The organism is Pseudomonas sp. TH21 (genome assembly GCF_016651025.1).
Lineage (GTDB): Bacteria > Pseudomonadota > Gammaproteobacteria > Pseudomonadales > Pseudomonadaceae > Aquipseudomonas > Aquipseudomonas aylmerensis.
In genome coordinates, this window is sequence record NZ_JAEKEQ010000001.1 from 2,876,108 (window position 1) to 2,890,447 (window position 14,340).

Here is a 14,340-nt window from a genome sequence, read left to right on the forward strand (position 1 = left end):
AGCGGAATTATCCACGAGATGGCAATTTGATGCTGCATCCATTTGAATAGATAAATATTCCGCGATCCGGGCGCTGTTTTTACTGCGATGTGCCGAACAAACCGGTCCAGTAGATCCCTGCGTCACTTTTCGGGTCCATGGCATAGGCCGCGCCCAATTCGCGAAACTGCGGGTTCATCAGGTTGGCGCAATGCCCGGGGCTGGCGAGCCAGCCGTCGACGACCTTGCGCGGCGTGTCCAGGCCGGCGGCGATGTTTTCGCCGATGTTTTTCGCCGGGTAGCCGGCCAGTTCAGCGCGGTCACCGGGGGTGCGGCCGTCGTGGTCGAGGTGGTCGAAGAAATTGCCGTTGGCCATGTTGCGCGTGTGGCTGTTGGCGGCGCCGGCCAGGTCGTCATTCCAGGACAGCGGGGTGGTCGCGCTGAATGCCTGGGTGCCGCACTGGCGCGGTTGCGCGCGCGCGGTGTTGATCAGGGTGAGCAGTTGCTTGCCTTCGGTCTGCCAGTCGCCGAGGCCGCTGGACAGCAGTGGACGGGCGAGCACGATGCGCCAGTCCTGGCCGCTGTTGCTCACACCGATATCGACAAATTGCGGGTCCAGCACCACGCGGCAGAAACTCTCGCGCACCGCCTTCATGGCAGCCTGGGCATCCTTGGGGCCGGACAGGCTGATGGCCTGCACATTCACCATCGGGTATGCCGCCCGGGCCAGGGCCTGTTGCAAGTCGCCGACATTGGTGGCCGGCAGCACCAGGCGGGTGTCGCTGGCCAAAGGTGGCAGTTCCTGGGAACCCTGGTCACCGCAGCGCTGTACCTGGCTGCGGTAGTCGTTGATCTGTTGCACCAGCTGGATTTCTTCATTCGCCATCGCGCTGGCGCAGAACACCGTACTGGCGGCCAGCGTCGTAAGACCCATCATCAATGACAGAACGCGCATGGACGTTACCCTTGAGCTTGAAAGTGCCCATGATGCGCGATGTAGGTGCGTCCATGCACCCGTTGGTCCGAACTTTTTTCCTCAGTTCTTGAATGCCGAGTGCTTGCGGCCCTGGTCACACAACGCAAACACCACCACCAGCAGCGCCGAAATGGCGAGGATTATCACCACGCCATCAGTGGAGTGGGTGGCCGATGCCGCCACCATCGACAGCGCACCCAGTGGCGCCAGGCCGCCAGCGATGGCGGTGCCGATTTCACGGCCGGTACCGAAGCCGGAAGAGCGCGTCTGGGTCGGGAACTGCCGGCTCAGGAACGAGCCCTGCGGGGCAAACATCATCGGTGCGAGGAGGCCGGTGCCGACGCCGATCGCGATGTAGATCATCAGGCTTTCGCCGCTGTTGAGCAGGGCCAGGAACGGGTAGGCGAACAGCAGCGAGCACAGCCCGCCGAGGATCAGCACGTGCTTGCTGCTCCACTTGTCACACAGCCAGCCAAAGCAAGGCACGGCGACGATGGCGATCAGGCTGGCGATGGTTACCGACAGCGACGTGACGTGCACATCCACGCCTTTGAATTGGGTCAGGTACGCCAGGGAGAAGGTCTTGAAGATGTAGCTCAGCGCGTTGTAGCCGATGGCCACGAAGAACACTACGGCCAGGCCTTTGAGGTCGTTCTTGAACAGGGCCTTGAGCGGCGAGGCCTTGGCCTTGGCGGCTTCTTTGCTCAGCTCCTTGAACTGCGGGGTTTCCGGAATGCTCTTGCGTACCCACAGGCCGACGCCCACCAGCACGATGCTGCAGACGAAGGGAATACGCCAGCCGCCGGCCAGCAGGAACTCGTTGCCGTTGATGGTCAGCAGGTACACGGTGAGCGACGACAGCAACAGGCCCAGGTTCAGGCCCAGCGCCGGCCATGCGCCCTGACTGCCGCGCTTGCCCTGCGCAGCGTGCTCATAGGAGGTGACCGCCGCGCCGGACAGTTCGGCCCCCGCACCCAGGCCCTGGATGATGCGGATGAACACCAGCACGATCGGCGCCCAGATGCCGATGGAGGCGTAGCTGGGGATCAGGCCGATCAGCGTGGTGCACACGCCCATCAGGCAGAAGGTCAGTACCAGCACTTGCTTGCGACCGAACTTGTCGCCGAGGTAGCCAAACAGGATGCCGCCGAACGGACGTGCGATAAAGCCGATGGCAAAGGTCGAAAAGGCCATCAGCGTGGCGGTCTTCGGGTCGCTGTTATCGAAGAAGATTTTCGAGAACACAATCGCCGCCATGGTCGCGTACAGGTAAAAGTCGTACCACTCCAGCATTGAGCCAAAGATGGTCGCGGCGGCGACTTTGCGCAGGCGCTTGCGGGTTTGTTCAGGCGTTTCGGTGCTGGGGATGGAGGCAGATGCCGTCATGCTGTACTTCCTTCTGAGTCTTTGTAGTTATTGTCAAATGGAGGCGTATTGCCGGGTGTTACTGGGGCGTGAACAGGCGGTCGGCGATCATCGCGCCGATCGGCATGGCTGACGTCGCGGCCGGTGAGGGCGCGTTGCAGACGTGGAGCATTCGCGAGGTCTGGGCGAACAGGAAGTCGTGCACCAGGCTGCCGTCGCGCATCACCGCCTGGGCGCGGATCCCGGCTTCATAGGGCAGCAGGTCGTCGAGGGTCAGTGACGGGCAATACTTGCGGCACTGCTCCAGGTAGCCGGATTTGAACAACGAGTTCTTCATCTCGGTGGTGCCCGAACCGAGGTTCTGCCAGAGGGTTTTCCAGAAGCCGGGGAAGCGCGCGTACTCGGCCACATCGCGCCAGTTGATCGAGAACTTGCGGTAGTTTTCGCGACCCAGGCCCAGCACGGCGTTCGGCCCGACGGTGATGCTGCCGTCGATCATGCGGGTCAGGTGCACACCGAGGAACGGCAAGTCCGGGTCGGGAATCGGGTAGATGAGGTGATTGACGAGACCGTTTTTTTCCGGCGGCAGGCGGAAATATTCGCCGCGGAACGGGATGATCTGGTGGTCGATCTTGATCCCGGCCAGGGTCGCCAGGCGGTCCGACTGCAAGCCAGCGCACACCACCAGATGACGCGCCTGCCAGGTTTCGCCAAGGGTGTTGATGGTGACGGTGTCGGTGTCTTCATGGATGCCGGTGACGGTGCGTTCCAGGCAGATCTCGCCACCGCTGCGGCGAATCACCCGCGCCATGGTCTCGCACACCTGGCGGTAATCGACGATGCCGGTGGCATCCAGGAACAGCCCGCCCAGGCCGACGATGTTCGGTTCGCGCTCGCGCAACTGGTCCGCATCGAGTCGCTCGACCTGCATGCCGTTGAGTTGGGCGCGGGCATGCAGCGCTTCCATTCGCTGCATTTCCAGCGGGCTGGACGCCACCAGCAGCTTGCCGCACACCTCGAACTTGATGCCGTGCTCGGTGCAGAACTGCTTGGTGGCTTCGGCGCCACGCTTGCACAGGTCGGCCTTGAGGCTGCCGGGCGCGTAGTAGATGCCGGCGTGGATCACGCCGCTGTTGTGGCCGGTCTGGTGCTTGGCCAGCACCGATTCCTTTTCGAGGATCACCAGCGAGGCGCCCGGCTGGCGCTTGAGCAGCTCCATGGCGGTGGCGAGGCCGACGATGCCGCCGCCGATGATGCAAAAGTCGTGAATCATTGCGTGGGGTACCTGCGGTTGCACATCAGTCTGCTTATCAGGTTGTCAGACTAATGTTTTGGTTAAAAAAATGGCGTGTCGGGGACACGCTGCAAAAGGGTGGATTCGGTCAATGTTTGGCGGGCAGTTCCAGGCTCAGGCGGCGTGCTGCCGCGCGCAGGTGGGCCTCGGCACTCGCGGCGGCACGCTGGGCGTCGCCGTCGGCAATCGCCTGGAACAGTGCCTGGTGTTCCTGGGTGGCGTCGGCAGAGCCGGTGACAAAACGCGAGGCGGAGTTTTCCCAAGCGGTCTTGCGGGCGCTGGCCAACTGGCTGCGCAGGAAGTCATGGAAGGCCACGAAGTAGTCATTCTTGCTGGCGTCGGCGATGGCGCGGTGGAACTCCACATCGGCGAGGGCGGCCGCTTCGAAGTTGTCGCGGTGCTCCTGCATGTCCTGCAGCGCGCTTTTCATGCGCTGCAGGTCGGCTTCGTCGCGGCGTTGCGCGGCAATCGCGGCGGCCTGGGTCTCGATCCACAGGCGCACTTCGAACATCTGCGCGAGGTCGGGGCGTCGTCCATTCGGCTGCGGGAAACGGAACACCGTACCGGCTGGCGTCTGCGAGATAAACGAGCCCAGGCCCCGGCGCGCAGTGATCACGCCATCGGCCTTGAGCTGGGCAATGGCTTCACGCACCACGGAGCGGCTGACGTTGAGTTGTTCGGCCAGTTGCTGTTCCGTGGGCAAGCGCGACTCGGGCGGCAGTTGGCCGGAGTCGATTTCTGCGCGGATGGCACTGACAACCCGGACGACCAGCGAATCGGGGCGTTGAAGCTCAAGCATGGGAAAACCTTGTTGATCAGGTTGTCAGACAATAGTCGTTACGATTTTACCTTGTCAATATCGGCGTGGCTTTTGGGTGCGGCCTGCAGGCCATACACTTGCCGCAACAGGTACAATCGCCGCTGCCTTGACGCGAAACCCCAGGAATTTGCATGTACAGCCTTACCCGCTACACGACACCGTGCCCCGAGCCCATCAACGCGCAGGTCCTGCAGATGGTGGTGGACAACCTCACCGACATCAGCAGCGTCGCGCTGCCGCCGAGTAACCTGCTCTACAACATCTACCAGTACGCCATCGGTTTTGAAGTGCACCTGTACCTGGAAGCCCTGGACGGTTCAAAGGGGATTGCCGTCGAGTTGGTCGTGGCGATGGACGCGGAAAAACTGCTTGGCTTTTGCCTGTACCTGCCCGTCAAGGACGATCCGCAAGCCTGTGGGATTGCGTTCATGGCCGTGCAGGTCGGCCATCGGCGCCAGGGTGTGGCGCGCGCGATGATGCGCGATGTGCTGGGCCGTTATCCCCATGCGGAACTCGCGTGCTCGGTAGAAAAAGTACCGGCTTTTGAACGCATGGGCTTTCAGGTGCGGGGCGCGCGCGGCACCCAGGTGCTGATGAATACCCGCGACTACGGCACTGATGGCCTGATGGGCGTGCTGGACGTGGCGTCGATCTACAGCTCGCTGGAAGTGCGCCAGATCCACACGTACTTGCTGCAAAAGCACGGCAAGCGCGCGATGCTCGACGCCGAGAAACAGCGCGACCGGCATCTGGATCAACTGACGCGCAAGGTGCGGTTGTTCGTCCAGAACCTTCCGGCGTAAACCGTCAACCGCGCCCGCGATTGACCATCGCCAGCAGGGTCTCGAGCAACTCCTGCTGCGCCTCTTCACGGCTGACTTCGCCACTGGCTGCCGCCTGCGACAAGGCTTCCGCCGCGCCCAGCACCGCTCGCAGGCCGACCTGGGACACCGTGCCGCCGGGCGCGAAGGGCGATAGCGCGTCGCGGCACTTGGCGAGGAAAATCGCCTCGTATTCGCGCTTGAGGGTTTCCAGTTCCGGGGAGCTGCTCAGCGCGGCGATCACCCCCGGAATCTCCCGGCCCTGCAACAGCACGCAATCGACATAACTCGAGGCGATCACCCACGCGCGACCCTCCAGCGTGGCATCGCTGGCCTCGATGGCTTGGGTAAACACCTTGTCCTGGCGCGCGTCGAAGTCGGCATACAGCGCGGCGAGCAACCCCGCGCGGGTGACGAAATGGTCATAGACCACCGGCTTGGTCACTCCCGCGAGTTCCGCCAGGCGCCCCAGCGTCAGGGCTTCGGTGCCTTCATCGCGGACCAGTTGCCAGGCCACATCGAGCAACTGGCGCAGACGATCTTCACGGCTCAAGCGCCGGCGTGGGGCAGGGGACTGACTGCTTGACATGCTTATATACCAAAAGTAACTTAGTGACTGTAACTTACTAAACGTAGCTTAAGCCCAAAGGGAGTCAATGTCATGCATGCACTCATCGTTGTCGCGCACCACGACCCACAATCGCTCACTCACGCCGTCTCGGCGCAGGTGGCCGCCGGCCTGACTGCCAGCGGCCACACCGTGGAAATCGCCGACCTCGCCGCCGAAGGCTTCGACCCGCGCTACACCGCCGCCGACCACCGCGTACACCGCACTCGCGCCACGCCACCGGCCGACGTATTGGCCGAGCAGGCGCGTATCGACCGCGCCGATGCGCTCGTACTGGCATTCCCGATCTACTGGTGGTCGCTGCCGGGCCTACTCAAGGGCTGGGTCGATCGGGTGTTCGTCAACGGCTGGGCCATCGACTACGGCCCGGACACGCCGGTGGTGAAAAAGCTGCGGCACTTGCAGGTGCATCTGCTGGCGCTTGGCGCCGCTGATGAAAGCGCGTTTGAACGGCATGGTTATGCCCAGGCGATGCGTACGCAGATCGACTACGGGATTTTTGACTACTGTGGAGCGCAGGTGCTGACGTCCGAGCTGTTGCTGGAGTCGGAAAGCGACAGCGCGCAAAGCCATTTACGCACCGCCGAGAAGCTCGGCCGGCAGTTGTTTGTCCCGCGTCAGGTACGAGAGAACGCCTGAGCGCCAGCCTGTTCCAGGTTGCTTTGAATCAAGTGTGCCCAGTGCCATGTACCAGCGAATCCGTCGGAACGCGGCAACCGCTAGTTCGAGCGCGGTTCAATCGTCGCGAAACAGGTCGTGGGCATCCAGCAGGCGGTAGGCGATCTCGGGGTGTTTTTCCATGCCCCGGCGAATCGCCGCCGGGATCGATTGGCGGGTCTTGCGGCACAGGCCTGGCAGGTCGTCGATGACGATCTGGATGCCGCGCATGCTCTTGACCTCGGCGTGGCCGGGGGCGATGTGCACGCGGATTCCGAGGAGTTCGTACATGCGCTGCTGCATGCGTTCGAGGTCCTGCAGGCTCTGCAGGTTTTCGAGGCGTTCGACCAGGCGTTTTTCTTCCTGGCGCGTCAGGCTGAGGATGCGCAGGTCGGCGCCGGGACGTTCCAGAAGTTGTTCACGTTCGCAGACGCAGGCGCCGGGTGGGCAGGGTTGGCGAATTGTCATGTGCATTGCCTCCCCATTCCGGCGCCGATGCCTCAGTAGGTCAGTTGGACCCCGAGACTGCCCAGGGCCTTCCAGTACTCAGGATAGGTCTTGGCCACGCAGTCCGGATCCTGGATGCGGATGCCCGCAACCTTCAGCCCGGCCAGCGCAAAGCACATGGCGATGCGGTGGTCGGCGTGGGTGTCGATCAACGCGTTGCACGCGGTGCCGGCCAACGCAGGGTCGGCGGCGACCAGCAGGTCATCGCCCTCGATCGTGGCCAGGCCCGCACGGATTTCATTCAGGCCATCATGCAGCGTCTGCACGCGGTCGCATTCCTTGACCCGCAGGTTGGCCAGCTCGGTGAAGCGCACCGGGGTGTTGTTGAATGCGGCGAGCACCGCCAGGGTCGGGATGGCGTCCTGCATCTGCGAACCGACGACCGTGGCCTGCATGTTCGGGAATTGCGCGATCACCGCCTGGGCCTTGGCGTCCGGCTGGGTGAAGTCCTGCGCGGCGACGCCGATGTCGATGCGCCCACCGGTCAGCACTTCAGCGGCCCACAGGTAGGTGGCGGCGGAGGCGTCGGGTTCGATCAGGTAGTCGTGCGCGGTGTAGCCGGTCGGCGCCACACGCCAAGTGGTGTCGTCGACCACCTCGACCTGTGCGCCGAACGCGCGCATGCAGTCCAGGGTCAGGTCGACGTAGCCGCGTGCACCGATGTCCTTGCCGGTCAGCGCCACTTCAATCGGCGCTTCGCCGCAGGCCGCCAGCATCAGCAGGGCCGACACGTACTGGCTGGACAAGCCGCCGTCGATCTCGAAGCGCTTGGCCGCGACCTTGCCCGCACCGTGCACGGTGACCGGTGGACAACCGGTCGGGCTGTCGACCGCGATGCCGTTCTGGCGCAGGGTGGCCAGCAGCGGGCCGATCGGGCGTTTTTGCATATAGTCGTCGCCGTCCAGCACGACGGTGCCTTCGACGGTGGCGACGGCGGCGGTCAGAAAGCGCATGGCGGTGCCGGCATTGCCGAGGAACAGCGGCTGCGTCGGCAACTGCAGTTTGCCTTGGCCGGTGACGACGAAGGTGGTGTCATCCGGCTCGTCGATGGTCACGCCCATCTGGCGCAGGGCGACCGACATGTGGCGGGTGTCATCGCTTTTCAAGGCGCCGCTCAGGCGGCTGGTGCCCTTGGCCAGGGCCGCCAGCAGCAGGGCGCGGTTGGTAATGGATTTGGAGCCGGGGGGCGCGACCTTGCCATTGAGGGGGAAATTGGGCGGTGTCACGGTCACGGTTTTCTGCGAACTCAAGGTACGAGGCTCCTGATTCTAGGCGAGGTGGCACGGAGTGGCCGACGGGGCGGACTTGAATAATCGGGTATAGATGCGGTGCTTGTCGAGCTTGGGGTCGTGGTTGCTGATATTTATTGGGTGGGATTTGGTGTCACTGTGGGGGGATCAGGTGGGGGGTATATCCGTTTCTGTGGTGACGGCGGGCTATGGTTCCGCCCTTACGGCGGGTCACTTTTGGAAAGGAGCCCCAAAAGTAACCAAAGGGCTCTTGCCCCAACACTCGGCACCTCGCCTAGGCTCGGTGTGCCCGTAATCCGACATTGATTTGGGGGGCGCCGCCACGCGCCATCCATGGCGCGGGGCGGCTAAACCGGCATCCCTGCCGGTTTACCCCCAAATCAATATCGAATTCCGGCCAGCGTGTTTGATGGGGCGCCTGAGATCAAGATCACGATCAAGAGCAAAAGCACGGCGGCCTGATAGCCGGCCTGAGTGGTTAGATCAAAAGCAAAAACCTTTAGGAGCCGGCTTGCCGACTCGGGGTTTCAGATGGGCTCTGCAGCTTTTTATCGTTTTGCCAACCAGTAGTCATGCAGCGCGCGTGCGGCGGGTTCGAGTTCGCTGACTCGCTGCTGGTGTGTTTGCACGTCGAGGTCGGCGGGTAATTCGAAGTTGTCCTGTTCGGCGCACCAGGAGATTTTTTCCAGCAGTGCGGCTTGTTCCGCCGGCAGTTCCGGCCAGTTGCCGATGGTCGCGCCGCGGATGTAGCCAAAGCACCATTCTTCGGCCAGGGTGACGTTCTGGCCCTGGTGTTCGGTTTCGTCGAAGCGAGCCTTGAAGCCACGGGCGTCGGTGGTCAGTTGGCTGGCCAGGGTGTTGAGGTGGCGCACGCACAGTTCGAGGAAGCTTTGTGCTTCGTCCATGTTGTCCCACTCCGGGTTCTGCCCGCCCCATATCGCCGGGAACCACTCGGCCACGTCGACCTGGGCTGGGCTGGAGACCAGCGCGGTGAAGTAACCGTCGAGTTCGGCCAGGTTCAGCACCGAGTGGTCGTCGCCGTACTTGAGCAGGGTCTCTTCGATGAAGTCGAAATCGGCGGCGGTGAGGGGTTGGGCGTGCATGGCATTTCCTTGAGCGTCGAGCGCCGCTGATGGGGCGGCTTAAAGCGCAAAGGATGGCGCTTGAGGCGGTTTTTATCCAGCGTTTTGCAGGGTTTTTAGCCGAACCGCTGGCACAGTTTGCTCACGCACACCGCGCCCACTACCGCCAGAATGATCGGCACCAGGAAGTCATGGTCGATCCGGGTGAATTCCGCCACCAGCACGATCGCGGTCAGCGGCATGCTCATGCTCGCGGCCAGGAACGCTGCGGCGCCGATGATCGCGAACGCGCCCAGCGGCACGCCGGGCCAGGCCAGGCTCCAGGCGCCACCGAGGATGATCGCCAGCAGCGCGCCATTCGCCAGGCCCGGCGTCAGCAGGCCACCCTCGGCGCCGGCGCGCAGGCTGCTGGTGGTGATCAACACCTTGACCAGCAGCAACAGCGCCGCCAGGCCAATCGTCAGTTCATTGTCGAAACCCAGTTGCGCCGGGCCTTTGCCATTGCCGAGGATCTGCGGCAGCAGCATCGCCAGGCCGCCGATCAGGGTGAAGTTGATCAATGACCACACCGGCAGGCGCCAGCCGCGCGCGGCGTTGGCCCGCGCCGCACCGGTCAGGCGGGTGAAGCCATACGCCGCCACGCCGAACACCGGGCCGCACACCAGCGCCCAGGCGATCAATGCCGGGCTCAGCACGAAGTGCGGCACCACGTACTGCGATTCGGCACCCAGCCCGATCCAGGCCACCGCCGCGCCAATCGCCGAGGTGGCCAGGGCGATGATCGCCGCCGGCCAGCTGAACGCGCCCACCAGCACCTCCAGCACAAACACCGCGCCGCCCAATGGCACGTTGTACACCGCCGCCAATCCGGCCCCTGCACCGCAGGCGACGATCAGGCGATGCATGTGCGGTTCCAGCCGCGCCCGCTGCGACAACCACGTCGCCGCCAGCGCACCGACTTCACGCGGCGCCACTTCACGCCCCAGCGGCGAGCCGAGGGCCACGGTGATGATCTGCAGCAAGGCGTGGGCGAGGGTGGTCTTGGGCGGCATGATCGGCATCTTCTCGGACACCGCCTGCCGGATGCTCACCAGCGGGCGGCCGTAGCGATAAAGCGTCCACCAGCCCAGCCCCGCGACCAGCCCGCACACCACCAGCACCAGCAGGCGCCGTTCGGGCGCTGCAGCGGTCACGCCGGATAAAAAGGTTGCATGGCTGACCAGGCTGTCGAGGCTGTAGCCGTAAGCCAGGTGCTGGATGCCATGCAGCAGCAACGCCAGGAGCATCCCGCCCAAGCCGGCACCGATGCCGGTCAGCACGACCACCAGGGCCAGGATCAAGGATGAGCGAAACGTGGTCGGCATAGGCGGCTCCAGGCAGTGGCCCTGATTGTATAGCCGATAAACCGGACCTTACGGATGAAATGTATCGGCACTGCACGCAGCGCGTCCTCACAACATTCCATTACCTTTGCCAGTCCCGGTTTTGGCCGATGCGCCGTGGCGTACCCTTGTTATAGTTCGGGCCTTATCACTCGCCAGTCAGGGATCACTGCCATGTCCGAATACCAAGCTTTTGTCGTCGAACTCACCGGCAACGTTGCCCATGTGCAGATCAACCGCCCGGAAAAGATCAACGCGATGAACGCCGCGTTCTGGACCGAGATCATCGACATTTTCCAATGGATCGAAGACACCGACGCCGTCCGCGCGGTGGTGCTCAGTGGTGCCGGCAAGCATTTCTCCTCGGGTATCGACCTGATGATGCTGGCTTCGGTCGCGAATGAATTCGGCAAGGATGTGGGGCGCAACGCACGCTTGCTGCGCCGCAAGATCTTCGAGCTGCAAGCCTCATTCAACGCCGTCGACAACTGCCGCAAACCGGTATTGGCGGCGGTCCAGGGTTACTGCATCGGCGGCGCCATCGACCTGATCAGCGCCTGCGACATGCGTTACGCCGCCGAGGGCGCGCAGTTCTCGATCAAGGAAATCGACATCGGCATGGCCGCCGACGTCGGCACCCTGCAGCGCCTGCCGCGCATTATCGGCGACGGCATGTTGCGCGAGCTGGCCTACACCGGCCGCCAGTTCGGCGCCGAGGAAGCGCGCAGCATCGGCCTGGTCAACCGGGTGTATGCCGATCAGGACAGCCTGCTGGCCGGAGTCTTCGAAATCGCGCATGAAATCGCCGCCAAGTCGCCGATTGCGGTGACCGGCACCAAGGCGATGATCAGCTACATGCGTGACCATACGGTCAATGATGGTCTGGAATACGTTGCCACCTGGAACTCGGCTATGTTGCAATCCAACGACCTGCGCGTGGCCATTGCGGCCCATATGAGTAAGCAGAAACCCGAATTCGTGGATTGACTGACATGACCCCAGGCTGGATTACCACAACGCTGCTGGACAACGACGCCCCTGGCGGCTGGGCCGTCGCCCGCAGCCGCGACGGCTTTTTGCATGATGCCAACGGCCCGCTGTTCCCCCGGGAATGGCTCAAGCGCCAGGACCTTGCTGTGTTCGCCGAACACGGCATCGGTCACCTTGATGGCGAACCGGTGTACCTGCTGGAACTCGACGCGGCGGCGCAAGTGCCCGACTGCAGCTGGCAAGGCCTGCGCGGCTTCATGCTGCAAGGCGATCACACCCTGTACAAAGTGCTCGGCTACGCCGCGCAGATCGGTACCTGGGCGCGCGAACACCGTTTCTGCGGCAGTTGTGGCCAGGCGATGGTCCAGGTGCCACGGGAACGGGCGATGTTTTGCCAGGCCTGTGACCTGCGCAGCTATCCACGGATCTCGCCGAGCATGATTGTGCTGGTGACGCGTGGCGACGAAATCCTGCTGGCGCGTTCGCCGCGTTTTGTGACCGGTGTCTACAGCACGCTGGCAGGGTTTGCCGAGCCGGGCGAGTCGGCCGAAGACTGCCTGATCCGCGAAGTTCGCGAGGAAGTGCAGGTCGAGGTCAAGAATATCGAGTACCAGGGCAGCCAGTGCTGGCCGTTCCCGCATTCGATGATGCTGGGCTTCCACGCCGAGTACGCCGGCGGCGACATCGTGCCCCAGGCCGACGAGATCGAGGACGCGCAGTGGTTCAACATCCACGACCTGCCGCCGCTGCCGGCGTCACGTTCGATTGCGCGTTACCTGATCGACCTCTATGTGGCTCGGCGCCTAGGCCACGCTGAACCAGTGTTGCCAGGCTAGGCGCACTGTCAGCCCGAGCACCACGGTGATAAACACCGGGCGAATGAATTTGGCGCCGCCGCTGATAGCGCTGCGTGCGCCAAAAAACGCGCCGCCCATCACCGAGAAGCCCATGACCAGGCCGACGATCCAGTCCACCGAGCCATTGAAGATAAACACCGACAGCGCTGCCGCGTTGCTGACAAAGTTCATGCTGCGCGCCACGCCGCTGGCCTTCACCAGGTCGATGGGGTGCAACAGCATCGTGCTGACGGTCCAGAACGCCCCGGTGCCGGGCCCGGCCACGCCATCATAGAAACCCAGGCCAAAGCCCTGGGTGGATTGCCATTTCTTCTTGATCGGCGCATCGGCGTCCAGCGGCGCCTTGGGCGTGCCGCCGAACAACAGGTACAGGCCGCAGCCGAACACAATCACCGGGAGCATCTTGTTCAGGGTTTCGGCAGGCAGGTAGTGCGCGACCACGGCGCCGGAGAGGGCGCCGATCAACGTCCCGACGATGGCATGCACCCACTGGCGCGGGTGGAACAGCTTGCGCCGGTAAAAGGTGAAACTGGCGGTGGCGGAGCCGAAGGTGGAACTGAGCTTGTTGGTGCCCAGCACCAGGTGTGGCGGCATCCCGGCGGTGAGCAGTGCCGGGGTGGTCAGCAGGCCACCGCCGCCGGCGATGGCGTCGATGAAACCGGCGATAAAGGCAACGACGGCGAGAATGGCGAGGGTGGTCAGGTCAACGCTGAGTTCGAAGGGCATGGCAGGGCTTATTCTTGGAAGGGCGCAGCGAAGGGGCTACACCGAAGGCCTGCATCTTACCTGCCTGCTGTACACAGATCCAAATGTAGGAGCCGGCTCGCCGGCGATAGCGCAACATCAGCCACTCTCTCTGGAGCTGACGAACCGCAATCGCCGACAAGCCGGCCCCTGTAATTGAACGTTGTGGGCGCGGCTATTTGTGGTTGCCCAGCCACTCCAGTGCCGTACGCCAGATACAAATCCCGAGGAAGTACGCCGACATCAACGACCACAACCCAAATGTCCACGGGTTGGTATTCGGGTAATCCATCACCATCAAAAAGCTGCACAGCAGCCAGATGGTGGTCACCGCGATGTTGATCGGCATGAACCGCTTGACCCGGAACGGGTGCAGGAACTTCATCGGGGTCACGGTCAGCAGTGCCAGGCCGATCACCGTCAGCAAGGTCACCCAGGCTTCCGGCTGGATGATGTACACGCACAGCGCCACCACGTTCCAGGCGGCGGGGAAGCCGACGAAGTAGTTGTCCTTGCTCTTCATGTTCACGTTGCAGAAGCAGAACAGCGACGACACCAGGATCACCGACACCGTGAACAGGTGAGTAAATTCCGGCAGGTCGATATAGCGGTAGATAAACAGTGCCGGGATAAACACGTAGGTGAGGTAATCGATCACCAGGTCCAGCACCGAGCCGTCGAAGCTGGGCAGCACCGTGCTGACATTGACCCGTCGCGCCAGGGAGCCATCGACGCCGTCCACTACCAGCGCGAAGCCGAGCCAGAGCAGGCAGGCCTTGGGCGAGTTTTCCAGCAGCGCCAGGGTGGCCAGGAAGGCCAGTACCACGCCGGTGGCGGTAAAGCCGTGGGCGCCCCAGGCTTTGAGTCTGGCTACATGCAGGGTCGATATCACGGGCGGTTCTCCAAAAGGTGAAACGGGGCAGCCGACGGTGTGACACCGTCGGGTCTGGCCGGGGAATGCAGGTATCGACCGGGAAGGGGGGATAAG

Annotated in this window: 15 protein-coding genes; 4 read left to right on the top strand and 11 right to left on the bottom strand. The window is 63.3% G+C overall.

What is annotated here, in order from left to right; translation table 11 throughout:
• Window positions 1-79: 79 nt before the first annotated feature.
• From JFU04_RS12635 to JFU04_RS12650, 4 genes are all read right to left on the bottom strand, one after another.
• Window positions 80-934, bottom strand: coding sequence for a CAP domain-containing protein (locus JFU04_RS12635; protein WP_065906660.1), 855 nt, complete (start codon window positions 932-934; stop codon window positions 80-82).
• Between the two features lie 81 nt (window positions 935-1,015).
• Window positions 1,016-2,341, bottom strand: coding sequence for an MFS transporter (locus tag JFU04_RS12640; protein ID WP_201144204.1), 1,326 nt, complete (start codon window positions 2,339-2,341; stop codon window positions 1,016-1,018).
• Between the two features lie 58 nt (window positions 2,342-2,399).
• Window positions 2,400-3,593 carry an L-2-hydroxyglutarate oxidase gene (lhgO, locus tag JFU04_RS12645; RefSeq protein ID WP_065906664.1) on the bottom strand — a complete coding sequence of 398 codons (1,194 nt, stop codon included), beginning with the start codon at window positions 3,591-3,593 and terminating at the stop codon, window positions 2,400-2,402.
• Window positions 3,594-3,702: 109 nt separating this feature from the next.
• On the bottom strand, window positions 3,703-4,413 hold the full coding sequence (locus JFU04_RS12650; protein ID WP_065906667.1) for a FadR/GntR family transcriptional regulator: 711 nt from the start codon (window positions 4,411-4,413) through the stop codon (window positions 3,703-3,705).
• A gap of 152 nt (window positions 4,414-4,565) precedes the next feature.
• Between JFU04_RS12650 and JFU04_RS12655 the strand changes: the two genes are divergently transcribed.
• Complete coding sequence (locus JFU04_RS12655; RefSeq protein ID WP_120448422.1) at window positions 4,566-5,237, top strand: GNAT family N-acetyltransferase; 672 nt, start codon at window positions 4,566-4,568, stop codon at window positions 5,235-5,237.
• A gap of 4 nt (window positions 5,238-5,241) precedes the next feature.
• Here JFU04_RS12655 and JFU04_RS12660 read toward each other — a convergent pair whose 3' ends face one another.
• Complete coding sequence (locus JFU04_RS12660; RefSeq protein ID WP_201144205.1) at window positions 5,242-5,844, bottom strand: TetR/AcrR family transcriptional regulator; 603 nt, start codon at window positions 5,842-5,844, stop codon at window positions 5,242-5,244.
• A gap of 72 nt (window positions 5,845-5,916) precedes the next feature.
• Between JFU04_RS12660 and JFU04_RS12665 the strand changes: the two genes are divergently transcribed.
• A complete protein-coding gene (locus JFU04_RS12665) occupies window positions 5,917-6,522 on the top strand; it encodes an NAD(P)H-dependent oxidoreductase (protein ID WP_106804111.1) in 606 nt (201 codons plus the stop codon).
• A gap of 96 nt (window positions 6,523-6,618) precedes the next feature.
• Here the strand turns inward: JFU04_RS12665 and JFU04_RS12670 are convergent, their stop codons facing one another.
• The 4 genes from JFU04_RS12670 to JFU04_RS12685 form a co-directional block, all read right to left on the bottom strand.
• The gene (locus JFU04_RS12670) at window positions 6,619-7,008 is read right to left on the bottom strand and encodes a hypothetical protein (protein WP_201144206.1); all 390 of its coding nucleotides are present in this window, start codon (window positions 7,006-7,008) and stop codon (window positions 6,619-6,621) included.
• 32 nt (window positions 7,009-7,040) lie between these two features.
• Window positions 7,041-8,297, bottom strand: coding sequence for a 3-phosphoshikimate 1-carboxyvinyltransferase (locus JFU04_RS12675; RefSeq protein ID WP_201144207.1), 1,257 nt, complete (start codon window positions 8,295-8,297; stop codon window positions 7,041-7,043).
• 548 nt (window positions 8,298-8,845) lie between these two features.
• A complete protein-coding gene (locus tag JFU04_RS12680; RefSeq protein ID WP_201144208.1) occupies window positions 8,846-9,400 on the bottom strand; it encodes a UPF0149 family protein in 555 nt (184 codons plus the stop codon).
• 95 nt (window positions 9,401-9,495) lie between these two features.
• Entirely contained in the window at window positions 9,496-10,743 is a 1,248-nt protein-coding gene (locus tag JFU04_RS12685) for a chloride channel protein (protein ID WP_201144209.1), read from the bottom strand.
• Window positions 10,744-10,935: 192 nt separating this feature from the next.
• On the opposite strand from JFU04_RS12685, the gene JFU04_RS12690 reads away from it, so the two are divergent.
• The gene (locus JFU04_RS12690; protein WP_201144210.1) at window positions 10,936-11,748 is read left to right on the top strand and encodes a crotonase/enoyl-CoA hydratase family protein; all 813 of its coding nucleotides are present in this window, start codon (window positions 10,936-10,938) and stop codon (window positions 11,746-11,748) included.
• A 5-nt stretch (window positions 11,749-11,753) separates the two neighbouring features.
• Complete coding sequence (nudC, locus tag JFU04_RS12695; RefSeq protein WP_065906678.1) at window positions 11,754-12,587, top strand: NAD(+) diphosphatase; 834 nt, start codon at window positions 11,754-11,756, stop codon at window positions 12,585-12,587.
• Here the strand turns inward: nudC and JFU04_RS12700 are convergent.
• Together JFU04_RS12700 and pcsA are read right to left on the bottom strand one after the other, a co-directional pair.
• On the bottom strand, window positions 12,555-13,334 hold the full coding sequence (locus JFU04_RS12700) for a TSUP family transporter (protein ID WP_201144211.1): 780 nt from the start codon (window positions 13,332-13,334) through the stop codon (window positions 12,555-12,557). The two genes, nudC and JFU04_RS12700, sit on opposite strands and share 33 nt — an antisense overlap.
• A 193-nt stretch (window positions 13,335-13,527) precedes the next feature.
• Entirely contained in the window at window positions 13,528-14,244 is a 717-nt protein-coding gene (gene pcsA, locus JFU04_RS12705; protein WP_065906682.1) for a phosphatidylcholine synthase, read from the bottom strand.
• Between the last annotated feature and the right edge of the window lie 96 nt (window positions 14,245-14,340).